This window comes from Leisingera sp. ANG-M6, from assembly GCF_000813905.1.
Lineage (GTDB): Bacteria > Pseudomonadota > Alphaproteobacteria > Rhodobacterales > Rhodobacteraceae > Leisingera.
This window is the reverse complement of the sequence record NZ_JWLG01000012.1, coordinates 18,147-43,256: the sequence shown is the minus strand read 5'-3', so window position 1 is coordinate 43,256 and position 25,110 is coordinate 18,147. Positions and strand designations below refer to the sequence as shown.

General features: G+C 65.2%; 25 protein-coding genes. 13 read left to right on the top strand and 12 right to left on the bottom strand.

What is annotated here, in order from left to right:
- Positions 1-49: 49 nt before the first annotated feature.
- Complete coding sequence (locus RA24_RS09350) at positions 50-1,912, bottom strand: ABC transporter ATP-binding protein (protein ID WP_039191172.1); 1,863 nt, start codon at positions 1,910-1,912, stop codon at positions 50-52.
- 206 nt (positions 1,913-2,118) lie between these two features.
- On the opposite strand from RA24_RS09350, the gene RA24_RS09345 reads away from it, so the two are divergent.
- The gene (locus RA24_RS09345) at positions 2,119-3,327 is read left to right on the top strand and encodes a pyridoxal-phosphate-dependent aminotransferase family protein (protein WP_039191171.1); all 1,209 of its coding nucleotides are present in this window, start codon (positions 2,119-2,121) and stop codon (positions 3,325-3,327) included.
- Positions 3,328-3,359: 32 nt separating this feature from the next.
- Here RA24_RS09345 and RA24_RS09340 read toward each other — a convergent pair whose 3' ends face one another.
- Together RA24_RS09340 and RA24_RS09335 are read right to left on the bottom strand one after the other, a co-directional pair.
- Positions 3,360-3,554: a hypothetical protein gene (locus RA24_RS09340; protein WP_019296130.1), complete on the bottom strand. Its 195-nt coding sequence runs from the start codon at positions 3,552-3,554 to the stop codon at positions 3,360-3,362.
- A 90-nt stretch (positions 3,555-3,644) separates the two neighbouring features.
- Positions 3,645-4,754, bottom strand: a complete 1,110-nt coding sequence (locus RA24_RS09335; RefSeq protein ID WP_039191170.1) for a pyridoxal phosphate-dependent aminotransferase — start codon at positions 4,752-4,754, stop codon at positions 3,645-3,647.
- Between the two features lie 94 nt (positions 4,755-4,848).
- On the opposite strand from RA24_RS09335, the gene RA24_RS09330 reads away from it, so the two are divergent.
- The 4 genes from RA24_RS09330 (at position 4,849) to RA24_RS09315 (ending at position 7,669) form a co-directional block, all read left to right on the top strand.
- The gene (locus RA24_RS09330; protein WP_039191169.1) at positions 4,849-5,913 is read left to right on the top strand and encodes an SMP-30/gluconolactonase/LRE family protein; all 1,065 of its coding nucleotides are present in this window, start codon (positions 4,849-4,851) and stop codon (positions 5,911-5,913) included.
- 73 nt (positions 5,914-5,986) lie between these two features.
- A complete protein-coding gene (locus RA24_RS09325; protein ID WP_039151320.1) occupies positions 5,987-6,772 on the top strand; it encodes a crotonase/enoyl-CoA hydratase family protein in 786 nt (261 codons plus the stop codon).
- Positions 6,773-7,196: 424 nt separating this feature from the next.
- The gene (locus tag RA24_RS09320; RefSeq protein WP_019296134.1) at positions 7,197-7,394 is read left to right on the top strand and encodes a hypothetical protein; all 198 of its coding nucleotides are present in this window, start codon (positions 7,197-7,199) and stop codon (positions 7,392-7,394) included.
- Positions 7,395-7,450: 56 nt separating this feature from the next.
- Positions 7,451-7,669 (top strand): hypothetical protein, encoded by a 219-nt coding sequence (locus tag RA24_RS09315; protein ID WP_019296135.1) that lies wholly within the window; start codon positions 7,451-7,453, stop codon positions 7,667-7,669.
- Positions 7,670-7,751: 82 nt separating this feature from the next.
- Here the strand turns inward: RA24_RS09315 and RA24_RS09310 are convergent, their stop codons facing one another.
- From RA24_RS09310 to RA24_RS09300, 3 genes are all read right to left on the bottom strand, one after another.
- Positions 7,752-8,654 (bottom strand): fructose bisphosphate aldolase, encoded by a 903-nt coding sequence (locus RA24_RS09310; protein WP_039169417.1) that lies wholly within the window; start codon positions 8,652-8,654, stop codon positions 7,752-7,754.
- Between the two features lie 80 nt (positions 8,655-8,734).
- On the bottom strand, positions 8,735-9,067 hold the full coding sequence (locus RA24_RS09305; RefSeq protein ID WP_039191168.1) for a DnaJ family domain-containing protein: 333 nt from the start codon (positions 9,065-9,067) through the stop codon (positions 8,735-8,737).
- 41 nt (positions 9,068-9,108) lie between these two features.
- Positions 9,109-10,479: an aminotransferase-like domain-containing protein gene (locus RA24_RS09300; RefSeq protein WP_039191167.1), complete on the bottom strand. Its 1,371-nt coding sequence runs from the start codon at positions 10,477-10,479 to the stop codon at positions 9,109-9,111.
- Between the two features lie 145 nt (positions 10,480-10,624).
- Here RA24_RS09300 and RA24_RS09295 point away from each other — a divergent pair, with 145 nt between their 5' ends.
- On the top strand, positions 10,625-11,005 hold the full coding sequence (locus tag RA24_RS09295) for a DUF983 domain-containing protein (RefSeq protein ID WP_019296139.1): 381 nt from the start codon (positions 10,625-10,627) through the stop codon (positions 11,003-11,005).
- A 156-nt stretch (positions 11,006-11,161) separates the two neighbouring features.
- Here the strand turns inward: RA24_RS09295 and RA24_RS09290 are convergent, their stop codons facing one another.
- Together RA24_RS09290 and secG are read right to left on the bottom strand one after the other, a co-directional pair.
- Complete coding sequence (locus RA24_RS09290) at positions 11,162-12,805, bottom strand: CTP synthase (RefSeq protein ID WP_039151310.1); 1,644 nt, start codon at positions 12,803-12,805, stop codon at positions 11,162-11,164.
- Positions 12,806-12,977: 172 nt separating this feature from the next.
- On the bottom strand, positions 12,978-13,346 hold the full coding sequence (secG, locus tag RA24_RS09285; protein ID WP_039151307.1) for a preprotein translocase subunit SecG: 369 nt from the start codon (positions 13,344-13,346) through the stop codon (positions 12,978-12,980).
- A gap of 375 nt (positions 13,347-13,721) precedes the next feature.
- Here secG and nthA point away from each other — a divergent pair, with 375 nt between their 5' ends.
- From nthA to RA24_RS09260, 5 genes are all read left to right on the top strand, one after another.
- A complete protein-coding gene (gene nthA / locus RA24_RS09280; protein WP_039191165.1) occupies positions 13,722-14,348 on the top strand; it encodes a nitrile hydratase subunit alpha in 627 nt (208 codons plus the stop codon).
- Positions 14,345-15,022 (top strand): nitrile hydratase subunit beta, encoded by a 678-nt coding sequence (nthB, locus tag RA24_RS09275; protein ID WP_039191164.1) that lies wholly within the window; start codon positions 14,345-14,347, stop codon positions 15,020-15,022. Before nthA ends, nthB begins: the two co-directional genes overlap by 4 nt.
- A complete protein-coding gene (locus RA24_RS09270; RefSeq protein ID WP_039191162.1) occupies positions 15,019-15,351 on the top strand; it encodes a nitrile hydratase accessory protein in 333 nt (110 codons plus the stop codon). Before nthB ends, RA24_RS09270 begins: the two co-directional genes overlap by 4 nt.
- Before the next feature lie 665 nt (positions 15,352-16,016).
- Positions 16,017-17,330 (top strand): adenylosuccinate synthase, encoded by a 1,314-nt coding sequence (locus tag RA24_RS09265; protein WP_039151297.1) that lies wholly within the window; start codon positions 16,017-16,019, stop codon positions 17,328-17,330.
- Positions 17,330-17,578, top strand: a complete 249-nt coding sequence (locus RA24_RS09260; protein ID WP_019296880.1) for a DUF2842 domain-containing protein — start codon at positions 17,330-17,332, stop codon at positions 17,576-17,578. The genes RA24_RS09265 and RA24_RS09260 overlap by 1 nt, the downstream gene beginning before the upstream one ends.
- 138 nt (positions 17,579-17,716) lie before the next feature.
- Here the strand turns inward: RA24_RS09260 and RA24_RS22485 are convergent, their stop codons facing one another.
- The gene (locus RA24_RS22485) at positions 17,717-19,882 is read right to left on the bottom strand and encodes a hypothetical protein (protein WP_039191248.1); all 2,166 of its coding nucleotides are present in this window, start codon (positions 19,880-19,882) and stop codon (positions 17,717-17,719) included.
- A gap of 140 nt (positions 19,883-20,022) precedes the next feature.
- Here RA24_RS22485 and RA24_RS09250 point away from each other — a divergent pair, with 140 nt between their 5' ends.
- Positions 20,023-20,688, top strand: a complete 666-nt coding sequence (locus RA24_RS09250) for a thiamine diphosphokinase (protein WP_039191160.1) — start codon at positions 20,023-20,025, stop codon at positions 20,686-20,688.
- On the opposite strand, the gene RA24_RS09245 is transcribed toward RA24_RS09250, so the two are convergent.
- The 3 genes from RA24_RS09245 to RA24_RS09235 all read right to left on the bottom strand — a co-directional run bounded on the left by RA24_RS09245 (position 20,685) and on the right by RA24_RS09235 (position 23,879).
- Positions 20,685-21,599, bottom strand: a complete 915-nt coding sequence (locus tag RA24_RS09245) for a DMT family transporter (protein WP_039191159.1) — start codon at positions 21,597-21,599, stop codon at positions 20,685-20,687. The genes RA24_RS09250 and RA24_RS09245 overlap by 4 nt on opposite strands.
- A gap of 199 nt (positions 21,600-21,798) precedes the next feature.
- Positions 21,799-23,172 (bottom strand): L-serine ammonia-lyase, encoded by a 1,374-nt coding sequence (locus tag RA24_RS09240; RefSeq protein WP_039191157.1) that lies wholly within the window; start codon positions 23,170-23,172, stop codon positions 21,799-21,801.
- On the bottom strand, positions 23,172-23,879 hold the full coding sequence (locus RA24_RS09235) for a glutathione S-transferase family protein (protein WP_039191155.1): 708 nt from the start codon (positions 23,877-23,879) through the stop codon (positions 23,172-23,174). The genes RA24_RS09240 and RA24_RS09235 overlap by 1 nt, the downstream gene beginning before the upstream one ends.
- A gap of 240 nt (positions 23,880-24,119) precedes the next feature.
- Between RA24_RS09235 and RA24_RS21950 the strand changes: the two genes are divergently transcribed.
- On the top strand, positions 24,120-25,001 hold the full coding sequence (locus RA24_RS21950) for an alpha/beta fold hydrolase (protein WP_082008948.1): 882 nt from the start codon (positions 24,120-24,122) through the stop codon (positions 24,999-25,001).
- Positions 25,002-25,110 lie beyond the last annotated feature (109 nt).

Sequence of the window (25,110 nt, the reverse complement as noted above, 5' to 3'; positions counted from 1 at the left end):
CCCCCACGGGGCGGGCGCCGCCCTTAACGTTCTGGAGTTGAGGAAATCTTTACCCAAACACCTTCTTAGCAAAGCGGCGGAACCAGCGTTCCTTGCCGCGCCGGGCGCCGCCGGGAACCTGCTCTGCCTGGGCGGCAATGCCTGCGGTGTCCACCACCGTCTTGCCGTCCTGAAACTGCAGGCGGTAGAGGTCGGCATAGATGCCGCCGCGGGCCAGCAGCTCGTCATGGCTGCCCTGGTCCACCACCCGGCCGCGGTCCATCACCACGATCTTGTCGGCATTGCGGATGGTCGACAGACGGTGCGCGATCACCAGCGTGGTGCGCCCGCCCGACAGCTTGTCCAGCGCCTTCTGCACAACCTTCTCAGACTGCGCATCCAGCGCCGAGGTCGCCTCGTCCAGCAAGAGCACCGGCGTGTTGCGCAGCAGGGCGCGCGCAATCACCACCCGCTGCCGCTGGCCGCCCGACAGGGCTGAGCCGCGCGGGCCGACCCGTGTCTCCAGCCCATGCTCCAGCTTGGGCAGGAAATCCGCCACATGCGAAGCCTCCAGCGCCGCCTGCAATTCCTCATCGCTGACGTCCGTGCGGCCCAGCACGATGTTCTCGCGCAGGGTCTCGTCAAACAGCATCGCATCCTGGGTGACGACCGAAAACAGCCCGCGCAGATCGGCAGTGTTCAGATCGGTGACCTCAACCCCGCCCACGGCGACAGAGCCCGCCTGCGGGTCCACCATCCGGGTGAGCAGGTTGAAGATCGTCGATTTGCCGGCACCCGAGGCACCCACCAGTGCCGTGGTCCTGCCGGCCTCGGCCTCCAGGTTCAGCCCATGCAGGATATTCGCTTCGCCATAGCTCAGGTCCACCGCCTCCAGCTTGATCCCGGGCAGCCCTTCCGGCGCAGGCTTCGGGCTTGCAGGCTCGCTCAGCAGGATCGGCGCATCCAGCAGCTCCTTGATCCGCTCCAGGGCTGCGGCCGCGCTCTGCCAGACGCCGGAGATATTGGCCAGCCGCCGCATCGGCTCAAACGACAGCCCGATCGAGGTGAAGAAGCTCATGAACTGGCCGACGGTCTTTTCGCCGGCGATGATCTCATTGCCGCCATAAAGCAGCACCGCCATGAAGCCGACGCCGGCCATGATGTCGGTCATCCCCGAAATCGAGGAGGTGCCAAAGGCCGCCTTCACCTCCGAGCGGACAAATTCATCCTGCCGCTCGCCAAAGCGGCGGGTCTGATACTCCTCCAGCCGGTTCAGCTTGACCGGCACGATGCCGTGGAAAATCTCGTCCAGCCTTGTCGCCAGATCGGCGCCCAGATCGCGGGCGCGCGACGCCTTCTTGCGCACATAGCGCTGGATGGTAGAGATCGGCAGCAACAGCACGGGCACCCCGATGAGCAGGATCAGGGTCCAGCGCCAGTCGATGCTGAAGGCCACGCCCAGCACCGCCACCAGCGCCACCAGATCGCGGCCCGCGCCGGTGATCACCGCCTGCCAGACCGAATTGATCGCGCCCACGTCGCTTTGCACCCGCTGCAGCAGCAGCCCCGGCGGGTGCTGCTGGTGAAACGCCGGGTCCTGGCGGATCAGCCGCGCCAGCATGTCCTTGCGCAGATGCGCGGCAGAGGTCTGCGACACCTTGCTCAGCAGCACCTTCTGGGTGACGCTGGAGATCCCGCGCAGGGTGAAGATCGCCAGAAACGCCAGGCTGACCCAGACCAGCGCGGTGGAGTTGCCAGCCACGAACACCAGGTCGAACATCGGCTGCATCATGTAGCCAAGCGCGCCCATGGTGGCGCCCTCGATCAGCATGAAAATCACCGCGATGCCCAGAAGACCGATGTAATGGCGCAGGTATCCGCGCCACAGCCAGCCGAACAGTTCCTTGGAGGATTTATGCGGTTTCCGGCTCATGTCAGCGCTTCCCTGCGGGAATTTCGTGTCATTGCGGGCCTTTCCCTGTCGTTCCTGCGCCATTTAAGCAGGTGGGAAGCAGGGCGCAAGCACTTCGCCGTGACCCTGCGTCCGCGGCAATTGACGCCGGCAGCGGTCCGGCTACTGTGCCGGCATGGATCAACCGCGGCGGCCCCCGGGGCGCGCGCTGTCAGGGAACATCAGGGATGAGCGGACCAGTGAACGTATCGGCAGGGCGGCAGTACCGGGCCATTCCGGGGCCTTCGGTGGTGCCGGACCAGGTGCTGCAGGCGATGCACCGCGCCTCGCCCAACATCTACGCGGGCGAACTGGTGGAGATGACCGCTGGCCTGATCCCGGACCTGCGCCGGGTCGCGCGCACCCAGCATCACGCCGCCATCTATATCGCCAACGGCCACGGCGCCTGGGAGGCGGCCCTGCAAAACACCCTGCAGCCTGGCGATCTGGTGCTGGTGCCCTCCTCGGGCCGCTTTGCCGTCGGCTGGTCGGAAATGGCGGACAGTCTGGGGGTCGAAACCCAAGTGCTCGATTTCGGCACCCGTGCCCCTTGGGACATGGCCAGTATTGGTGAGGCGCTGGCTGCCGACACGGACCACCGCATCAAGGCGGTGCTGGGCGTGCATGTGGACACCTCGAGCTCCATCCGCAACGACATACCGGGCCTGCGCCAACTGCTGGATGAGGCAGGCCACCCGGCGCTCTTGATGGCCGATTGCATCGCTTCCTTAGGCTGCGAGCGGTTCGAGATGGACGCCTGGGGCGTTGATGTGATGGTCACCGCCAGCCAGAAGGGGCTGATGATGCCGCCGGGCCTCAGCTTCGTGTTCTTTAACGACAAAGCTGCCGCGGCGCGGGCGGCGCTGCCGCGGATCAGCCGCTACTGGGACTGGGCGCCGCGGGCCAACCCGGAGGAGTTCTACCAGTATTTCGGCGGCACCGCGCCCACCCATCACCTCTACGGCCTGCGCGCTGCGCTGGACATGATCCACGGCGAAGGGCTTGATAATGTGTGGAAACGCCATGCTCATCTGGCCCAAACCATCTGGGCCGCCTGTGAGGCCTGGGGCGCAGTGGGCCCGCTGCGGATGAATGTGGCGGACCGCGCCTTGCGCTCCCATGCGGTCACCGCGCTGCACATCGGCGCGCCGGACGGCACCCGCCTGCGCGACTGGGTGGAGCAGAACCTGGGGCTGACCCTGGGCATCGGCCTTGGCATGGCCGCGCCCAAAAGCCCGGAATGGCACGGGTTTTTCCGGCTTGGCCACATGGGGCATGTGAACGGGCAGATGGTGATGGGTCTTCTGGGCGGCATTCAAACCGGCCTCACCGCGCTGGAAATCCCGCACGGAACAGGCGCGCTGGAGGCAGCTTCACGGGTACTGGCGGGCCGCTGACGGCCCGGCATCCGCAGCTGGCGGGGCGGGGTCTAGGCCCGCTGTGAATTCAGCCTGATGTCCAGCCTGGTGATGAAATGGTTGATCAGCACGGCCAGCACCAGCACCGGCACTAGACCGTACATCACCCATACAACAAAGAAGATCCACATCAGGTTGATGCCGGCAAACATGATTGCGGCGGTAAAGAAATCCGGCATGGCGTCCGGCAGTTCAGGGTCACGCATGACAACTCTCCCGGTGATACCCTTTGATGGTAGGCCGGGAGTGGTGAATGTCCGGTAAAACTGCCGCGAGCAGCAGGCCATAGGCGGGTTTCAGCCATTCCGCGCGGCGGCCAGCGCACTAGGCAGCGCCGCGGCAAAGGCCTCCAGCTCCGCCTCCGGCCCGCAGCTCACCCTTATGCAGCGGTTCTGCGGTTCGGCAAAGGGCATCCGGACAAAGATCCCCTGATCCACCAGCCCGTCCAGAACCGCCTTGGCAAACGCCCCGTCCCGCCCGCAATCAATGGCCACGAAATTGGTGGCGGAGGGCAGGGCGGCCAGCCCGTTCTCTGCCGCGATCTCTGCAATCCGCACCCGCGCAGCTTCAACCTGCGCCAGCACCTCAGCCAGCCAGTCCTGATCCTGCAGCGCCGCCAGCGCCCCAGCCTGCGCCGCCCGGTTCATGCCGAAATGATTGCGCACCTTGTTGAAGGCGGCGATCAAATCCGGGTGGCCAATCGCATAACCCACCCGCGCGCCTGCCATCGCATAGGCCTTGGAAAATGTCCGCATCCGGATCACCCGGGTATCATCCGCACTGACCGGCGCCGCGGTGCCCTCCGGGGCGCATTCCACATAGGCCTCGTCCAGCAGCAGCAGGCAGCCTGCGGGCAGATGGTCCAGCGCCGCTGCAATATCGGCGCCCTTGTGCCAGCTGCCCATCGGGTTGTCCGGGTTGGCGAGATAGACGATCTTGGCATCCACCTCCGCAGCTTTGGCAAACAGTGCCTCAAAATCCTCGCGGTCGTCCCTGTAGGGCACCGTGTGGATCACCCCGCCAAAGCCCGCCACATGGTAGTTGAAGGTCGGATAGGCCCCCAGCGAGGTCACCACCGCATCGCCCGGCCCAACCAGCAGCCGCACCAGGTAGCCCAGCAGCCCGTCAATGCCTTCGCCGACGATAATATGCGCCGGGCTCACCCCGTGATGCGCCGCCAGCGCCTGGCGCAGATCATAGTTCTCCGCATCGCCGTATTTCCAGATCTCCGCCGCGGCCTGCGCCATCGCCTCCACCGCCCGGGGCGAGGGGCCAAAGATATTCTCATTCGCCCCCAGCCGCGCGGCAAACGGCGCGCCGCGCTCGCGTTCATGTGTTTCAGGCCCGACAAAAGGCACGGTGGCGGGCAGGGAGAGCGCAAGCGGGGTGTATCGGGGACCAGTCATGGGCGCAGATAAGCGCAAGCATGGTCCTCGGGCAAGGCTTGCGTCACTGCCCCGCCCGGCGCAACCTGCCCGCGGATTTCAAAGGGATTCTTTCATGCGCATTGCCCTGGCCCTGCTGGCCGCCGCCCTCGGCTACCTCCTGTTCTGGCCGGTGCCGGTCGATCCCATCGCCTATGACCCGCCCGCAACGCCGGGCTTTACCGGCGATTACGCCAAAAACAACGCCCTCAGCGCAGCCGCGCTGGTCCATCTGCCGGACGGAGAGCTGGGGCCTGAGGACATCGCCCAACCCCCGGACGGCGCCATCTACACCACCAGTCTGTCCGGCAACCTCTACCGCATCGACGGGGACGAACCTGTTCTGGCAGACCGCTTGGGCGGCCGCCCGCTGGGGCTCAAGGCCGGCCCCGACGGCGCGCTCTACATCGCCGACAGTTTCCGCGGCATCCTGCGCTGGTCCGGCCCCGGCACGCTGGAGGTTGTGGCGGACAGCGTCGATGGCGCCCCCATCATCTATGCCAACCAGATCGACGTGGCCCGCGACGGCACTGTCTACTTTTCCAACTCGTCGGACCGCTTCGACCCCGAAACCATGGGCGGCACCAAGCCCACCTCGATCCTGACCATCTGGGAGCAGTCAAACACCGGTTACGTTGCCCGCATCAACCCCGATGGCAGTGCTGAGAAGATCGCCACCGGCTTCGTCTACACCAATGGCATCGCCCTTTCGCCGGACGAAGACCTCCTGCTGATCAACGAAACCGGCCGCGCCCGTGTCCACCGCCTCTGGCTCAAGGGGGACCGCGCAGGCCAGCAGGAGGTGTTCCTCGACAACCTCCCCGGCTACCCCGACAATCTGGAGGCGCAGGGCGACGGCACCTATTGGCTCGCCTTCGCCAGCCCGCGGGTGCCGTCGGAGAAACTGATGCCCTATCCTTTCCTGCGCAAGGTCATCTGGCGCCTCGGCCCGCTGGTGCGCCCGGCGCCGATCCATCGCGGCATGATTATCCAAGTCGACGGGCAGGGGAACGTGCTGCGGACGCTGCAGGATCCGGGCGGGCGCCTTGGCGTCACCACCGGCGGCAAGGTGATGGACGGGCAGCTTTATGTGATGACCCTCGATTCCCCCTGGTTCGCCCGGATGCCGCTGCAGCCCTGACCTCAGGTAGGGCTGGCATGTCCGCCGGTTCCGGGGCAGGCTGCAGGCAAACCGGATACCAGGGGGAGCAGCCATGAAAAAAGTCACCACCGGCTACAAGGACCACATCGCCTATGTCACGCTTGCCCGCGCGGACAAGCACAACGCGCTGGATGAGGAGATGATCGACTTGATCATCGCCGCAGGCCAGGAGGTGGCACAATCGGACGCCCGCGCGGTGGTGCTTTCGGGTGCGGGCAAGAGCTTCTGCGCAGGCCTCGACATGGCGGCGCTGGCCAGCTTTGCGCAGCGCGACCTCAGCAGCCTGATCATGGAGCGCACCCATGAGGACGCCAACGCCTTTCAGGAGGTGGCGATGGTCTGGCGCCGGGTGCCGGTGCCGGTGATCGCCGCGATCCACGGCGCCTGTTTCGGCGGCGGCCTGCAGATCGCGCTGGGCGCCGACATCCGCATCGCCCACCCGGAGGCGCAGCTGTCGGTGATGGAGATGAAATGGGGCCTGATCCCCGATATGGGCGGTATGGCGCTCTTGCCGCGGCTGCTGCGCTCCGACGTGCTGCGCCGCCTCACCTGGACGGCGGAAAAGGTGGAGGGCCCGCAGGCGCTGGACTGGGGGCTGGTCACCGAACTGGCCGGCAGCCCGCTCAGCCGCGCCAATGAACTGGCCAAGGAAATCGCCGGCAAAAGCCCCTCCGCCGTGCGCGCCGCCAAACGCCTTATTGCCTATGCTGAGTCCGGTGCCTCCCAGGCCGAAGTGCTGCTGCGCGAAAGTGCCGAACAGCTGGATCTTATCGGCAAGCCCGACCAGATCGAGGCGGTCGCCGCCCAGCTGCAAAAACGCCCGCCGGAGTTCAGCTGAACCGCTCCAGCCCGGCTTCTTTCTGGTCACAAATACCCATACCCCGGCCCCCGCCAAGCGGTGCCGCCGCCGGGGGGCGGGCCTGCCGCGGGAAAAGGTGTTTACGCTCCGGTAACCTCTTTGGATTCTGCAACAGCGGAATTTCGCCAAATTGTACGGAACCGCGTCCGGACAAGCGGGAAACCGCCGCCCGCCGGCGGGAAAATGCCGCGTAAAACCAGCGCCAATTCCCGTTAACGTTTTGGCAACACCTGGGGGCGAATTCTGCCTTCAGCAGGGCGCGAAGACGGCCAATCCAGCATCTGGAGATCTGCTGACCGGCAGCCCGGCGGGGGTGCCGGGTGGCCGCTTGCACCCTGGGAAACTGCAATAGAACCGGCGGCGGTCAGGGCCCGCAGCCGGACTTCAGAAAGGAGTGAGGCTGATGCAACTGGTTCAGAAGAAATGGTTTATTCTGTTTGAAAGCGGCGGCCTGCTGTCCCGGACCGGGGACCGGATTACCTATTTCTACGACGAAGCGCTGAGCTTCGGAGACCGCGAGGAGGCGCAGCGCTACCTGGCAGTGAACGAGAACAAGGTCAGCTATACGGGGCTGCGCCCCTCGCTGACCCAAGCGGCGTGAGCGGGTGGCTTGCCGCCAGCCGCACGGCGGAACGGCTTGCCGCAAGCGAGGGGAGGATGCCTAGGTCGGCGCGCTGGCTGCTGGCGCTGTCCGGCGTGCTGATCTCGGCCTCGGCGCTGATCTTCTGGGCCTGGCTCGGCGGTGCGGGCCAGGCGCCGGAGGACCAGCCGGGATGGTTCACCCTCACCGCGCTGCGCTTCTTCTGGCTGCCTTTTCTCAGCGGTGCGGGGCTGGTGCTGGCGGTCTGCTGCGCCGGGCGCAACAACGGCTACTGAAACGGCCCAGCACAATAAGCCCAACAGAAAAGGCCGCGCCCGGGTGCAGGCGCGGCCTTCTCAATGTCAGCTCTGACAGCTCTTACAGCGAGGCGTCGTAGATCTTGCCAATGTTGGCACCCAGCGCCGCATCGTATTCCGCGTCGGACATAGACACGTTCAGCCCTTCGGTCAGCGCGCGGCTGAAGGAGGCGATCATCTTGGTGTTCTGCGACAGGCGCGCGCAGGCGTCGTCGGTGGTGTAGCCGCCCGACAGCGCCACAACCCGCACCACATTGGCGTGATCGGCCAGATCATCATAGAGGCCCGCCTGGGACGGGATGGTCAGCTTCAGCGCCACTTTGCTGTCCGCGGGCAGGGCATCCAGCTGCGCCTTGATCTCTGCTTTCAGCAGCTCTTCGGCCTCAGCCTTGGTGGCAGAGTTGATGTCCACTTCCGGCTCGATGATCGGCACCAGGCCGGCCGCAACAATCTGCTGGCCCACTTCGAACTGCTGCGCAACAACCGCCTTGATGCCTGTCGCATTTGCTTCCTTGACGACAGAGCGCATTTTGGTGCCAAAGATGCCCTTGGCGCCCGCCCGCGCCAGCAGCGCGTCCAGCTCCGGCATCGGCTTCATCATCTGCACGCCGTTGGCCTCATCGGCCAGGCCCTTGTCCACTTTCAGGAACGGCACCACGCCGCAGTTGCCCCACAGGAAGTCCGCGGTCGGCTTGCCGTCAATCTCGCCGTCCATGGTCTTCTCGAACAGGATCGCCCCCAAGATGCGCTCCTTGCCGAAGCTCGGCGAGGTGATGATGCGGGTGCGCATCTTGTGGATCTCGGCGAACATCTCGTCGTCGTTCGAATAGGCGTCCTCGTTCACGCCGTAAAGCGCCAGCGCCTTCGGGGTCGAGCCGCCGGACTGGTCCAGTGCGGCAATAAAGCCCTTGCCGGTTGCGATACGGTCGAGTTGTTCCTGCCGTGTGGAAGCGTCATTGGCCATAATGCGTCACTCTTCTTTGGAATGGTCGGTCTTGGCGCTGTCTATACCGCGAATCTGCCGGGAAACAACGGGGTGTTGCGCTAACGGAAGAAGGATTTCCGCGCATCCCGCGCCATGTTGTAGCGCATCTCCAGATCGGAGATCCGCGCCATCGCCGCCTTGCGCTCTTCCGGATCCGTCAATCCGGCATATTCCCGGCGCGCCTCAGCCAGCTGTTCCTTCAGCCCGAACTCCTCCGGCACCACGCCCGCCTGCGCCATGATCCGCATGCCCGCCGCCAGGCCAGCGTCCACATGCGCCTCGCTGCTGCGGTCGGGCAATGGCTTTCCTTCGCCCTCCAGCCCCTGCAGCTGGCCCTCGGCCTGGGCCTTGGCCAGCTGCCGTTCAATCAGGTTGCGGAAGGCACGGATCATGCGGGCTCCTGTGGTTGCGGGGGAACCATATCAGCCGCCGCTCAGCCCAGCCAGTCCTTGCGGGTGACGGCATCGTTCAGCGCCAGCAGGTCCTCGCGCAGGTCCTCCAGTGTGATCGGCCCGCCCAGGCAGACCCGCACCGCTTCCTGCGGCAGGCCGGAGACGGTGAAGGCATCGCTGGGCATGATGCCGATCTGGCGGCCCGCCATGCGGCCCATCACCTCTGCCCGGCTGGTGCCCCGCGGCAAGGTCAGCCACAGGTTAAAGGCCAGCGGATCGCTGTCGATGAAACAGGCCTGCAGCACTTCCGTTGCCAGCGCCTGCCGCTCTGCCGCAGCCTTGCGGATGAAACGCTGGATCTCCGCCGCGGTTCCGTCCTCGATCCAGCGCCCCAGCAGCGCCAGATTGAGGGGCGACACCATCACATGCATCGACCGGAGCGCTTGGCTGAACTGCCCCAGAACGGCGCGTTTCGGCACCAAAGTATAGGACAGCCGCAGCCCGGCGCCGAAGCATTTGGAAAGCCCCGCAATATGCCAGCCCAGATCGGGGATCAGGCTGCTGATGGGAGCCGGCGCACCATTGTCGACAAAGCAATAGGCATCATCTTCGATCAGCGGCAGGTCATGCTTTTGCAGCACTGCGGCAATCTCCCGCCGCCGTTTGGCGGTTATGGTGCGTGTGGAGGGGTTCTGCAGCGTCGGGTTCTGATAGAGCGCCGCGGGCCAGTCGCTGGTGATGGCCTTTTCCAGCGCGTCCGGCTGAATGCCGTCCTTGTCCCCCGGCAGTCCGATCAGCCGGATCCCCAGCCGCGCCGCGATGGAGCGCAGCCCGGGATAGGTCACCTCCTCGCACAGGATGGTGGACCCCGGCTCGCACAGCACCGTCAGGATCGCATAGAGGCTGGCGTGCGCCCCCGGCGTGATCACCAGCCGGTCCGGCGCGCAGGGCAGGCCGTTGGCCTGCATCCACTCTGCCGCCAAGGCGCGGTCCTGCGGGCTGCCGGTCACCGACTGGTAGCGCAACAGCGGCTGCAGGTTGGCCGAGACATGCTCCAGCCCCTTTTGCATCCGCGCCAGCAAGCCTGGGTCATCCGGTTCCGGCGGCATGTTCATCATCGGGTCTTCTTCCAGCGCCCGGCGCGGGTCGGGGCGTTCCGGCAGCGCCTCCCGGCTGCGCACAAAGGTGCCGCGGCCGACAAAGCTCTCGATGTAGCCGCGCCGCACCGCCTCCGCGTAGCCCCGCGACACGGTGGAGAAATCCACCCCCAGCTCCTGCGCCACCCGCCGCTGCGGCGGCAGCCGGTCGCCGGGCGCCAGCACGCCGGCGTCGATGTCGGCGCCGATCGCCTCGGCCAGCTCGATATAGCGGGGCCGGGCGCCGTCCAGACGGGCAGGGGTCCATTGTTTCATCGCCGGGTCTCCGCGAAGGCTTTGTTTCGTGATTGATTGGTTCAATGCAGGAGTGCGGCAATAAATGCAATATCAATGTTTGCATATTGATTGCATTCAATCCGGGAATCACGTTATCAGGCGGCGGAACCCAAGGAGACGCGCGATGACCCAAGCGGACGTTCTGGAAGAGAACCAGCGGGAGCTGAAACCAGCTTTGCTGAAGGGGCTGCGGCTGCGCTGCCCGAACTGCGGCGGCGGCAAGCTGCTGCACAGCTATCTCAAGGTGAACGACAGCTGCACCGAGTGCGGCCAGGAGCTGCATCATCAGCGCGCTGATGACGGGCCGGCCTATCTGACCATCCTGGTGGTGGGCCACATCCTCGGCTTTGCGCTGCACATCGTCTACACCCAGCTGCGCCCGGACCCCTGGACGCTGGCGATCATCATGTCGGTGATCACGGTGGGGGCCTCGCTGTACCTGCTGCCGCGGATGAAGGGGCTGGTGGTGGCCTATCAGTGGGCCAAGCGGATGCACGGCTTCTGAGCCGGGCAAAACCATTCGACTAAAATGCAAAAGGCGGGCCAGCGGCCCGCCTTTTTCTGTATTTTCCCTGCGCCGCCTTGGCGGCGCCGGGCCCAACGGGTGCTGCTCATGTGTCATGAGCAAAGCAGCGGGCGGGAGAACCCCGCCTGCCGGGGATTACACCAGCCGCGAGGCTTCCTTGGCCGCGCGGACGAAATCGTCGAACAGCGGGTGCGGCGCAAAGGGTTTGGATTTCAGCTCCGGGTGGAACTGCACGCCGATAAACCACGGGTGGTCTTTCCACTCCACGATCTCCGGCAGGCGGCCGTCCGGCGACATGCCGGAGAAGCTGAGGCCGCATTTTTCCAGCTGTTCCTGATACTTGGTGTCGACCTCATAGCGGTGGCGGTGGCGCTCCTCGATATGGGTGCTGCCATAAACTTCCGCCACTTTGGAGCCTTCCTCCAGCGCCGCGTCATAGGCGCCAAGGCGCATGGTGCCGCCCTTGTCGTCGCCCACTTTACGCTCGACAGTCATGTTGCCCTGCACCCATTCCTTCAGGTGGTAGACAACCGGCTCAAAGCGCTTCTTGCCGGCCTCGTGGTCGAACTCCTCGGAGCCCGCCTCGGAAATGCCCGCCACGTTGCGCGCGGCCTCGATCACCGCCATCTGCATGCCGAGGCAGATGCCGAGATACGGCACTTTGTTCTCGCGTGCATACTGCGCTGCCTTGATCTTGCCCTCGGTGCCGCGCTCGCCAAAGCCGCCTGGCACCAGGATCGCGTGGTAGCCCTGCAGGTAGGGAGCGGCGTCTTCCTTGTCAAAGAGCTCCGCATCGACCCATTCGATCGAGACCTTGACCCGGTTCGACATGCCGCCATGGGTCAGCGCCTCGGCGATGGATTTATAGGCGTCTTCCAGCTGGGTGTATTTGCCGACAATGGCTACCTTCACTTCGCCCTCGGGGTTGTAGATGCGGTCGGCCACATCTTCCCAGCGCTCCAGGTTCGGTTTCGGGGCAGGGGCGATGCCGAAGGCATCCAGCACCGCCTGGTCCAGCCCCTCGCGGTGATAGGCCAGCGGCGCCTCATAGATCGACTTCAGGTCCTGCGCGGCAATCACAGAGTCGGCGCGCACGTTGCAGAACAGCGCCAGCTTTTCGCGTTCCTTCACGGGAATCGGCCCCTCAGAGCGGCAGACCAGAATGTCGGGCGCGAGGCCGATGGAGCGCAGCTCCTTCACCGAGTGCTGGGTCGGCTTGGTCTTCAGCTCGCCGGAGGCCTTGATGTACGGGAGCAGGGTCAGGTGCATGAAGATGCACTCGCCGCGCGGCTTGTCCTGGGCGAACTGGCGGATCGCCTCGAAGAAGGGCAGGCCCTCGATGTCGCCGACGGTGCCGCCGATCTCGCAGAGCATGAAGTCGACCTCATCCTCGCCGATGGAGATGAAGTCCTTGATTTCGTTGGTGACGTGCGGAATGACCTGGATGGTTTTGCCGAGGTAGTCGCCGCGGCGCTCCTTCTCCAGCACGTTGGTGTAGATGCGGCCCGACGAGATCGAGTCGGTCTTGCGCGCCGGAACCCCGGTGAAGCGTTCGTAATGGCCGAGGTCCAGGTCGGTCTCGGCGCCGTCGTCGGTCACGAACACCTCGCCGTGCTCAAACGGGCTCATGGTGCCCGGATCGACGTTCAGATAGGGATCCAGCTTGCGCAGGCGGACCGAGTAGCCCCGCGCCTGCAGAAGGGCGCCAAGTGCCGCCGAAGCCAGGCCTTTGCCCAGGGATGAAACAACACCGCCGGTGATGAAGATAAAACGCGCCATATGTGTTCGGCTGCCCCCGTGAGAAGTCAGATTTCAGCTGCCCGGCGGTGATTGGAATCAGTCCAAAAACCGCTGCATCACGGGACTTCATATATAAAGGATTCGCACGAAATGCGCAAGGGAACCGCAAGATGCTGTTGCGGTTCCTAAAACCCTCTCAAGGTGTAGTGGATCAGTCTGCGCTGGGAACCAGCGGAGCGTTGTCGCCCTCGGAAGGCGGCAGGAGATCGCTGCCCAGCGGTGCCGCCGGGGCTTCGGGTGCCTCGCCTGTTTCGCTCTGCGGCACGCCGATGCGGTCGGCAACAGAGGAGCCCGCGGATTTCTGCGCGGCCATGATGGTCAGGGTGATCGAGGTGCAGATGAAGGCAATTGCCAGCAGCCAGGTCACCTTGCTGAGCGCGGTTGCCGCCGCGCGGCCGGAGATCGCGCCGCCGCCGCCGCCGCCCATGCCAAGGCCGCCGCCTTCGGAGCGCTGCAGCAGAACCACGGCGATCAGGCCGAGAGCCAGAAGAAGATGGATGATCAGAACAACGTTTTCCATGGGTCCCTGCGGCGGTTGGCTAAGTACCGGGCGGTAAATAGGCAAGATTGCCCGGGGGGGCAAGGGCGGAGTTTGCCGGTTTCGGAGAGTTTGCGGCCGGAGCAGTTGCTTGCATGGAGCTTTGAAACTCCGGATCGCTTTGCGATCCGGTTCGCGCCCGGCCCCGCCCCCCAGGGCGGGCGCGAAATACTGTACCGTTTCAGAGAGATGCGAGGCTTGCTGGGTGTCCGGACGTTCCGCCATGCAGCACTGCGCCCACCCCCGGTGCCGGGCGCGAACCTGTTGTCCCGGATGGAATGCGACGTCACGCAACGTGATTGTTTGCATCAGGAAACGTGACTGGACAGCTGCCCCCGCGCGGGCGCAGCATGGGGTATGCCTCATGATCATCACGACCACCCGCACGCCCTTTTGCCGCCTGATCCTGCCCTGCGGGTGAAGGCGCTGGAGACGATTCTCACCGAAAAGGGCCTGATCGACCCCGCCGCGCTGGAGGAGATCATCGACACCTATCAGAACAGGATCGGCCCGCAGAACGGTGCCAGGGTGGTGGCCCGCGCCTGGAGTGAGCCGGAGTTCAAGGCGGCGCTGCTGGCGGATGCCGATCCGGTGCTGGCAGACCTCGGCTATTACGGCCGCCAGGGTGAGCATATGGTGGTGGTGGAGAACACGCCCCAGCAGCACAATATGGTCGTGTGTACCTTATGCAGCTGCTACCCGTGGCCTTTGCTGGGCATTCCGCCGGGCTGGTACAAATCCGACGCCTACCGCGCCCGCGCGGTGCGCGAGCCGCGCAAGGTGCTGGCGGAGTTCGGGGTGACGCTGCCACCGGAGGCCGCGGTGCGGGTCTGGGATTCGACGGCAGAGGTCCGCTATCTGGTGCTGCCGATGCGGCCCGGCGGCACTGAGGGGCTGAGCGAGGACGAATTGGCTGCGCTGGTCACCCGTGACAGCATGATCGGCACTGGATTGGCAAAAATGCCGGGGGAGTTGCCGTCATGACCCGGGTGCATGACATGGGCGGGCGATTCGGTGACGGGCCGGTTAAGCCTGAGGCCGAAGACGCACCGGTCTTTGCCGAGGACTGGCATGCCCGTGCGCTGGCGGTGACGCTGGCCTGCGGCGCGCTGGGGCAGTGGAACATCGACACCTCGCGCCACGCGCGGGAGCGGCTGTCGCCCAAGGACTACACGCGCTTTTCCTATTACGAGAAATGGATTTCGGCGTTGGCGGACCTCCTGGTCGAGAAGGGTGTGCTGACGCGCGAGGACCTGCAGGGCCAGGGCGCCGCCGGGCTGCATGCGCTGGCGGAGCGGGCGCTGAAGGCGGATGCGGTGGCGGGGGCCTTGGCCAAGGGTGGTCCAGCCACCCGTGAGGGCGGACCGAAGCCGCGGTTCACACCGGGGCAGGCGGTGCGGGCGCGAATCCCTGCGGATAACGCGCTGGTCGATGGCGGCCACACCCGGCTGCCGCAATACGCTGCCGGGGCGCAGGGCTATATCCTGCGGCTGCATGGCACCCATGTCTTGCCCGACAGCAGCGCCCATGGGCTGGGCGAGGCGCCGGAGCCGCTTTATGCGGTGCGCTTTCATGCCAGTTCCTTGTGGGCGCATGCAGAACACCCCGAGGACGAAGTGGTGCTGGATCTGTGGCAGAGCTATCTGGAGCCGCTATGAGTACCTGTCCTGAGGTTGCAGCACCGGAGCCTGTCTTTGCCGAACCCTGGCATGCGCAGGTCTTTGCGCTGACGGTGCATCTGAATGAGGCCGGGCGGTTCAGCTGGGCCGACTGGGTGGAGCGGTTTTCCGCGACGCTCAAGCGCCATGGGTTGAGCCGTGAATTGGATGGCGGCGAGGATTACTTCCGCGCCTGGCTGGAAACGCTGGAGGTGTTTCTGGCCGAGGACGGCGCGGCGTCGCGCGCAGAGGCGGAGGTGATGCGCAGCCGCTGGGAAGAGGCCTACCTCAGCACGCCGCATGGCGCGCCGGTGCATCTGCGCGGCTGAGCGCGCGCAGCTGTGGCCGCCGGGGCCGCTTGCGGGCCGGGGCGGTTTCTTCTTGCCGGTACTGTTGTTTCGTTCGTTCCGCTCGGGTGTTGCGCTGTGTCCCGATTAAGGGGGCGGCGCCGCCGGGGTGGAGGTGGACAGACCCCGCCGGGGGCCTGCTCGGACAGGATATCCTGGACGACCCCCTTTTTATCAGGGCCGGTCTCCGGGTGTTGCCCATTCAGCCGCACAGATGCCTGGGCCTCGTATCATGGCCCCGCGCGCGGGAACCATGGCTGGGGGATCGCGATCTGATTGCAGTGTGGCATAGGGAAATGAGGATCGCGTGAAGGCACCGTACGCTGGGTATGCAACACCCCGCTGTTTGCCGCGATTTTTTCGTGACGCTGAGGGCGGGCGCCTGCCTGCGGGGTGGCGCTGCAACGGCTGTGTATGGCAGTTTATTCCTGCTGCGCCCGTACGAGTTTGCAATGGAGTACTGCACCTGCGAAAGCGCCAGCCCGTGCGGGCGGGCAGGCGCTGGCCCGGCGCCTGCGGCTTGATTCCGGGCGGGGAAGGTGCTGTGCCCCATGAATTAGCGCCAACTGCGGCGAATTTGCGGTTCCACTGCCTGCGCAGCATCGCTATATGAGCGTGGGTTTGAACCAGACTGTAAAGGACCGGATATGGCCAATGTCGTCGTAGTCGGCGCCCAGTGGGGCGACGAAGGGAAAGGCAAGATCGTGGACTGGCTGAGCGAGCGCGCTGACGTGATCGCCCGCTTCCAGGGCGGCCATAACGCCGGCCACACGCTGGTCATTGACGGCAAGGTCTACAAGCTGCACGCGCTGCCCTCGGGCGTGGTGCGCGGCGGCAAGCTGTCGGTTATCGGCAATGGCGTGGTGCTGGACCCCTGGCACCTGATGAAGGAAATCGCGACGGTTCAGGAGCAGGGCGTGGAAATCACCCCGGAAACCCTGATGATCGCCGAGAATACGCCGCTGATCCTGCCGCTGCACGGCGAGCTGGACCGGGCGCGCGAGGAAGCGGCCTCCAAGGGCACCAAGATCGGCACCACCGGCCGCGGCATCGGCCCGGCCTATGAGGACAAGGTGGGCCGCCGTGCGATCCGCGTTGCCGACCTGGCCGACGAGGCGACCCTGATTGCCCGCGTTGACCGGGCGCTGCAGCACCATGATCCGCTGCGCAAGGGCCTGGGCGTTGACCCGGTCGACCGCGACGCGCTGATCGCCCAGCTGAAAGAGATTGCACCGCAGATCCTGCCGTTTGCGGCACCGGTCTGGAAGGTGCTGAACGAGAAGCGCAAATCCGGCAAGCGGATCCTGTTTGAAGGCGCGCAGGGCGCACTGCTGGACATTGATTTCGGCACTTACCCGTTTGTGACCTCCTCGAACGTGATTGCAGGACAGGCGGCGACCGGTGTGGGCATCGGCCCGGGTTCGATCGATTACGTGCTGGGCATCGTCAAGGCCTATACCACCCGCGTCGGCGAAGGCCCGTTCCCGACCGAGCTGCTGAACGCGGAAGGCAAGCCGGATGCCGATGGCGAGCGCCTGGGCACCCGCGGCCATGAGTTCGGCACCACCACCGGCCGCCAGCGCCGCTGCGGCTGGTTTGATGCCTGCCTGGTGCGCCAGACCTGCGCCACCTCCGGCATCAACGGCATTTCGCTGACTAAGCTGGACGTGCTGGACGGGTTCGAGACCCTGAAGATCTGCACCGGCTATGAGCTGGACGGCGAGCATCTGGATTACCTGCCGACCGCGGCTGACCAGCAGGCCCGCTGCACACCCATCTATGAGGAAATGCCGGGCTGGAGCGAGTCCACCGAGGGCGCGCGCAGCTGGAACGATCTGCCCGCCAACGCGATCAAATACGTGAAGCGCGTGGAAGAGCTGATCGAGTGCCCGGTCGCACTCTTGTCCACCAGCCCGGAGCGGGACGACACCATCCTGGTCACCGACCCGTTTGCCGACTGATGGCTGACAAGCAAGGCCTGAGCTACAAGGCCCGGCGGCGCTGGGCCCTGGTCATCCTGCTGGTGGGGATGCCGGTTTACATCGTGGCCGCAGTCACGGTGATGAACTGGCTCGACCGGCCGCCCCTGTGGCTGGAGCTGATCGTCTATGTGGCGCTGGGCATCGTCTGGGTGCTGCCGTTCAAGTTCGTGTTCCGCGGCGTCGGCAAGGAAGACCCGGACGCCGGGAAGACTGACCCGGAGAAATAAGGGGAGGGGCGCTGCCCCTCTTGGCCTGACGGCCAATTCACCCCGGAGTATTTCCGGAAAGATGAAGCCGGATCTGGTTTGAGAATGAGAAAAGGCGGCCTTGCGGGGCCGCCTTTTTCTGTTTCTGCTGTCCGGGGATCAGCCCGCGGCGCGCTTGGGTTTGAAGCCGATGTCGCCGGAGGCGGTGAACTGGCCGTTGCCGGAGCGTTCGATCTTGCCGTCGCGCAGGAGCTGGCCGAAGGAGCGCAGCCCGTCCTCGCGGTTGAAGTCGCTGCTGCCGGCGCTGCGCACCTTGTTCATCAGTTGCGGGCGCGAGAAGTGGTCGCGGCCTTCGACAAAGCTCATGTAGGCGGCGGCGGCCTCCAGCAGTTCATGCAGCTCAGCCGCGCCGCGTTCTTCGGCATAGGCGGCAAAACCGCTGCCGCCTGCCTCTGCGTCATTGCCCAGAACCGCGGCTGATACCCGGCGCGGGCGCACCGGCTGGGGGGCCGCAGCGGCAGGGGCCGCGGCTGCACCTTCGTCGATGCGCTGCTCGGCCACCAGTTTCAGCGGCGCCGGGCGCGCGGCCGGGCTGGCCGGACGCGCCGAGACGCCCTGGCGGGCTTCGGGCCGGGCTTCGGGGCGGCGCGGGCGCACCACGCTGGCGAGGTCGTCGCGGTAAGGCTTGGCCTCGTCGCTGGCGCTGCCGGCGTCCGGGCCGTCAGCCTTGGTGGCGGCGACGGCGCCGCGCAGCTGGCTGTAGGCCTCAAGCGAGGAGGCGGTTTCCGGGTCTTCCAGCTTTTCGTCGGCGGCGGCCATCAGCCGGGAGACGTCGCTGTCGGCCAGGCCGGGCGCAGCCACCGGATCCGCCGCCTCTGCCGCATCGGCATCATCCTCAAGGGAAGCTTCAGCGGAGTCTTCGGCAGCAGGCTGTTCGGACGCGGCCAGGATCTCAGCCTCCACCTCGGCCAGTTCCCGCATCAGGTCGGCCTCGTCCTCGTCGGAGAGGATGGGCTGTTCGGGCTCTGCGTCTGCCGGAGCCGGGGTGTCCTCTGTCTCTTGCAGCTGGCCGGAGGCAACGGCCTGGTCGAGGACCGCGCGCTTGATCTTGGTGATGCGGACGCGGGCCGGTTTCGGTGCCGGGGCTTCTTCTTCCCCGGCCGGCTGGCTGGAGCTGTCCTCTTCGCTGTCCTCATCAAGGCCTGCGAAGAGACCGTCTTCGGCTTCGGCTTCGTCTTCGCCGCTGTCATCGCCTGCGGAGGCTTCCTCGGTGTCCGCGTCTTCTGCTTGGGCTGCTTCGGCAGCGGCGCTGTTCAGGTCCAGGCGGTCCAGGGCGCGGGCGATCTCGTCGTCGGCCTCGTCATCGAAATCCGGTGCGCCGTCATCTTCCAGCAGGGCCGCGGAGATGTCCTCAGCGGCGCCATCCAGCACGTCATCGGCGTGCTCGTCTTCGCTGAAATCCTCTTCAGGGGTCTGGGCGACCACGGCGCGGATGCGCTGCAGCTTGGCGGCGATGCTGTCGGCGGCGGAGGCGGCTGCAGGGGCCGCAGTCTCGACCTCTTCGGCCTCTGCCTGCGGCTCTTCCGCCTCTGCTGCCGCTTCGGTGAAATCTGCCTCGGCTTCGGTCACTTCCAGCAGTTCGACGGCGGGGGCAGGCTCTTCTTCGCTTGCGGTGCCGAGCACAGCGGCGATGGCTTCTTCGGCTTCGGCTTCGGCTTCGGCTTCGGCTTCGGCTTCGGCTTCCGCGATGATTTCTGCGGCTTCTTCTGCTTCAGCCTCTTCCGCGGCGTCCTCGATTTCGGCAGCGGCGGCCTGGGCTTCTTCTGCAACCGCCTCGGCGGCGGCTTCGGAGGCTTCGGCGGCGATCACGTCTGCGGCAGCTTCTTCGGTTTCGGCCACGGATTCTTCGGTTTCAGCCACGGCTTCCGCTTCGGCGGCCGGAACTTCAGCTTCCGTCGGCGCGGGCGCGGGCTGTTCGGCAACCGGTTCTGCGGCAGGCGCTGGCGCCGGGGCAGGTGCAGCGGTGGGAGCCGGTGCGGCAGCTTCAGCAGCGGCGGCGCCAAGCGCCGGGGTGGCGGCACGCAGGTGGATGCCGCCCTCGCTGGTGCGGGCCTCGACCTGGCGGGCGATCTCGCGCTGGGCAATGCGGGCCAGCATATCGGCATCGGGCTGCGGCGGTTCGGCGCCAAAGTAGCGGTCATCCGCGGCAAGGTCGCGGAAATACTCGGCAATGGCCTTCATTGTGCCGAAGGAATCCTCGAACCCTTCCAATGTGCAGGAAAAGGTTCCATAGGATACGGTCAAGACTTTGTTGTTATGTACCATCAGCTCGCTCGTCTTCGTCACATAGGTTGTCATTCACCATAAAGGCTGGAAGGACCAATTTTGCTCGAATCCGTGCAATTGATCGTATCATTTTGTGTTCACAATGTGTCTTGTTTCCAAAATAGGCGGGAATTCACCGCATGAATACTAAGATTGTAGACGTTCCGGAACCAATCACGCTGGTAGGCGGCGGGGAAGTGGCCTCTGGCGATCTGGAGGCGGCGCTGGCGCTGGCGCCGGTGCTGGTTGCGGCGGATGGCGGCGCTGCGGCGGCGCTGGCGGCGGGGCAGGTGCCACGGGCGGTGATCGGGGACTTTGACTCGCTGAGCGATGACGTGCGGGGGCAGCTGCCGCCGGACAGCCTGCACCCGGTGGCGGAGCAGGACAGCACCGATTTTGACAAGGCGCTGAGGATGATAGCGGCGCCGGCGGTGCTGGCGGTGGGGTTCCTGGGCGCGCGGGTGGATCACCAGCTGGCGGCGTTCAGCACCCTGGTGCAGGGGCATGACGTGCCGGTTGTGCTGGTGGGGGAGACGGAGGTGATCTTTCACCTGACCCGGGCGGTGGAACTGCCCGCGGAGGCGGGTGAGGTGATTTCGCTGTTTCCGATGCAGGAGGTGCAGGGGCGGTCCGAGGGGCTGGAGTGGCCCATTGACGGGCTGACAATGTCGCCGATGGGGCGGATCGGCACCTCGAACCGGGCGACGGGTCCGGTGCGGCTGGAGGCGAAGGGGCCGGGGCTGCTGGCGATTGTGCCGCGGCGGTTGCTGGCGGATGTGCTGGGGGCGGTCCGGCTGGACCGCTAGGCGGGGTTGATGCGCTCTTCGGTTTCTGACGCCTTGCGCTCGCGCATCACCGCGTAAAGCCCTGCGCTGATGGTCAGGAGGATGCCGAAAGCCGCGAGAGTGTTCGGGAGTTCCGAGAAGATCAGCCAGCCGAAGAACACCGCCACCGGGATTTCCAGGTATTGCATCGAGGCGAGGGTGGAGGTGGGCGCGAACCGCAGGCTCCAGGTCATCATCAGATGCGCCACGGTGCCAAGCGCGCCGGCCGCGGCCAGCAGGCTCCAGGTGTCCTGCGGCGGCAGGGCGGTGGATAGCGCGGTGATACCGGCCGCGTCGCCGATCAGGAACACCGGTGCCAGCAGCGCGGTGCCCATGACGCCCGCCACGGCCTGAACCGCGATGGGATCGGTTTCCTTGGCGATTTTGCGGGTGATCAGCATGAACAAGGCAAAGATCACCGCAACCAGCAGCGGCCAGAGTGCGTTCCAGCCGACGGCGGCAAAGCTGGGCTGAATGACCAGCAAGGTGCCGGCAAAGCCGACGACGCAGGCGCCGAGGCGGCGCAGGCCAACCTGTTCGTGCAGGACGTATTTGCCCAGCAGCAGCATCAGAAAGGGCATCACGAAGGCTATGGCCACCGCGTCGGCCAAGGGCAGGTAGCGGAAGGCGGTGAACATCGCGCCGATGCCGCCCATCTGCAACAGAGTGCGCAGGAACAAGAGCGGTGCCACCCGGCGCGACAGGCTGAGCGGCAGCCGCAGGGCCAGGGCCAGCGGCAGCAGGATTGCGGCCTGGGCGGCAAAGCGGATGAAGACGATCTGCGCGACCGGCACCCGGTCCGTCAGCAGTTTGGCGATGGCGTCGCCCAGCGGGATCACCATGCAGAAGCCCAGCATCAGGGCGATGCCGAGGAGGGGCCGGTCCTGTGTCATGGCGGCAGGCTAGGCGGGGTGGGGGAAACTTACAAGGTGCGGTTGAAGGCGGGACGGATTGGGGAGATAGACCCCGGGCCGCTTGCGGCCCGGTTCGCGCCCGTCCCCGCCCCCAGGGCGGGCGCGAAACGCCCACCCTCGGTGCCGGGCGCGAACCTGTGTTTGGTTGCTCCGGCAGCGGCAGACTGAGACATGAAACTCAGCAGTTCGGCACGTTCACGGCTAGGCCGCCGAGCGAGGTTTCCTTGTACTTGTCGTGCATGTCGGCGCCGGTCTGGCGCATGGTCTCAATGCAGGCGTCCAGCGGCACGAAGTGCTGGCCGTCGCCGCGCAGGGCGAGGGACGCGGCGGAGACCGCCTTGATTGCCGCGAGGCCGTTGCGCTCGATGCAGGGGACCTGCACCAGGCCCTTCACCGGGTCGCAGGTCATGCCCAGATGATGCTCCAGCGCGATTTCAGCCGCGTTTTCCACCTGTTCCGGCGTGCCGCCCATGACGGCGCAGAGGCCGGCGGCGGACATTGCCGACGCGGAGCCGACCTCAGCCTGGCAGCCAGCCTCGGCTCCGGAGATCGACGCGTTGTATTTCACCAGGCCGGCAATCGCGGCGGCGGTCAGCAGGAAATCCTCGACATGGGCTTCGGACGCGCCCGGCACATGGTCGAGATAGTAGCGGATCACGGCCGGCAGGGTGCCTGCGGCGCCGTTGGTCGGCGCGGTCACAACCTGGCCGCCAGCCGCGTTTTCTTCGTTCACCGCCATCGCATAGACGCTCATCCAGTCGTTGATGGTGTGCGGCGCGGTCAGGTTCATGCCGCGTTCGGCTATCAGTGCGTCATAGATGCCCTTGGCACGGCGGCGGACCTTGAGGCCGCCGGGCAGGATGCCGTCACGCTCCAGCCCGCGGTTGATGCAGTCGTTCATCACCTGCCAGATGCGGGCGGTGCCCTTGGCGAGGCTGTCGGAGCAGCCGCGGGAGATCTCGTTGGCGCGCTTCATCTCGGCAATCGACTTGCCGCTGGCCTTGGCCATCTCCAGCATCTCTGCCGCGGATTTGAACGGGAAGGGGACCGGGTCGCCTTCGTCGGTGGCCTTGCCTGCGGCCAGTTCTTCTTCGGTCACGACAAAGCCGCCGCCGATCGAGTAGAACACCTGTTTCAGGATCACGTCGCTCTGGGCATCGGTGGCCATCAGTATCATGCCGTTGGCGTGACCCGGCAGTGCGTGATCATAGTCAAAGATCATGTCCGCCTTGGGGTCGAAGTGCAGCGCGCCCAGACCCTCAGGGTGCATGGTATGGGTCTTGTCCAGCTCCGCCAGGAAGGCCTCGGCCTTGGCGTCGTCGTAGTCATGGGCGACAAAGCCGCCGAGGCCGAGGATGGTGGCGCGGTCGGTGGCGTGGCCGACGCCGGTGAAGGCGAGCGAGCCGTGCAGCGAGGCGCGCAGCCCGTGGAATTCAAACGGCGAGGCGCGCATCATGTCGAGGAAGCGCGCGGCGGCGACCATCGGACCCATGGTGTGGGAGGACGACGGGCCGATGCCCACTTTGAACATGTCGAAAACGGAGAGGAACATTAGGTGGCTGATCCTTCTGGGGGATTGGCGTAGGCCGGGGATGTGAACGGGGTGGCGCCGAGGCCCTCGGCCTCGCGTGCCACGGTAACGGCGGGGCGGTGCTCCAGCGCGGCGCAGATCTGCTGCAGGCTGGGGTAATGGGCCAGGGTGAACCAGGTTTTGTCGGCCTGCGCAGGATAAAGCGCCATCCAGCGGATCTGGCAGGCAAGGTAATAGTCCAGCACCGACGGCTGCGGCGCGCCGAGCCAGGAAGGGCGGTCTGCGGCGGCCTGGTTGAGGCTGGTCAGATGCACATGCAGGCGCTGGCGCAGGACCTTTTGCAGCTGCTGCTGATCTGCCTCGGCATCGCCGATGTATTTGTCCGGGTAGAACAGCATCCGCAGGTCGGCGTGCAGCGTGTTGGAGGCGAAAAACAGCCATTTCAGGAGCGCTGCGCGGTCCGCGCTGCCGGGCTGCGGCGCCATCGCGGCGTGGCGCTCGGAGAGCCACAGCAGGATCGCGGCGGTTTCAAACAGCGGCCCGTCCGGGGTTTCCAGCACCGGGATCAGACCGCCCGGGTTCAGCGCCCGGTATTCGGGGCTGTTCTGCGCCTCTGCCCGGCGGTCGACCAGGACCGTTTCATAGGGCAGGCCAAGCTCCTCCAGCACCAGCCGGATGACCAGTGAGGCGTTGTCAGGGGCGTAGTGCAGGCGGTATTCGGGTTTCATAGCGCAACATTATAACTCGGACCGGCAGAATATGTGTCCGTTTCCGGCGTTTCCAATAGGAAACCCGCCTTTGTGATATATGTTTGGTCAAGAGGCCCCGAAGCGGCGGAAGGACGCCGAGCGGGTCATGCGTTGCGCAGCTCTGTTTTGAGCCCGAAGCGGACGCCGAAGGGGCGCGCGTTGTGATTGCCCGCCAAGTTCAAATTGCCTCAAAATGCTGCTTGATTTAGTCTCGCTGTAATGAGCCGAGAATTGAGCGAAATCGATTTGGCCGGGATGCCAGCCCCGTTGGCATTTGCAGTCAAAGAAATCAGTTTCCCGATGGTAGTTGAAGGAAGCGGATCACCTGTTCTGTTTGTTCATGGAGCATGGGCCGATCATCGTATCTGGTGCGGTCTTTGGAAACCCGTTTCCCGCCGAGCTAAGTTCATGGCTTACACTCAGCGGCATTTTGGGGACTGGCACTGGCCAAACGACAAACCTTTCGCGCGCCGTGTCCATACAGAAGACCTGATCGACATATTGGAAAAATTGGAGGAGCCGGTCCATCTCGCTGGGTGGTCTTATGCAGGCGGAATTCTGTTACGCACGGCGGCGACAATACCCAAACAAGTGCTTTCGCTAAGTATCTTTGAGCCATCGTTTGAGTGCGAACCGCCAAAAGAAAATGGCCCACTAACGCATGCTCGCGAAATTGCGTGGGACCGATTAGAGCCAGCCTATGAATTGGCGGAGAAGGGCGATCTTGAGACAGGTATGCGGGTAGGTCTTGAGGCTGTCTATAGCATGCCAGCAGGTGGTTTTCTTGAGTTGCATCCAGACTTTCAAAAGGTTCATTTGGAAAATTGCCATACGATGATGCCTGATCTTAATGCAGAGCCTGCCAAACCACTGTCACCTGAGGAATTTGCTCAAATTAAATGCCCGACCTTAATCTTGTACGGAGAAAACTCACTTGATCAGTACCGTTTAATGGCTGAGCACACGAGCAACAGCATCGACAACGCAATACTAAGAAAAGTACCGGGCGTAAGTCATGGCGGCCCTGTTCAAAGGCCAGACCTGTTGGCTGATGCGATGTTAGAGTTCATTCTGGGGAATGCTTCTTTGCGCTCTGTTTAACTGTAAGGTTCAGTAACTTGAAAGTCCGCTTCGTCCGCTCAGCGTGCGTTCTGAATTGCCGCACAAAACAGCCGGTTCGAGACAGGAGTTCCTGCCCCTTGCGCGGAGG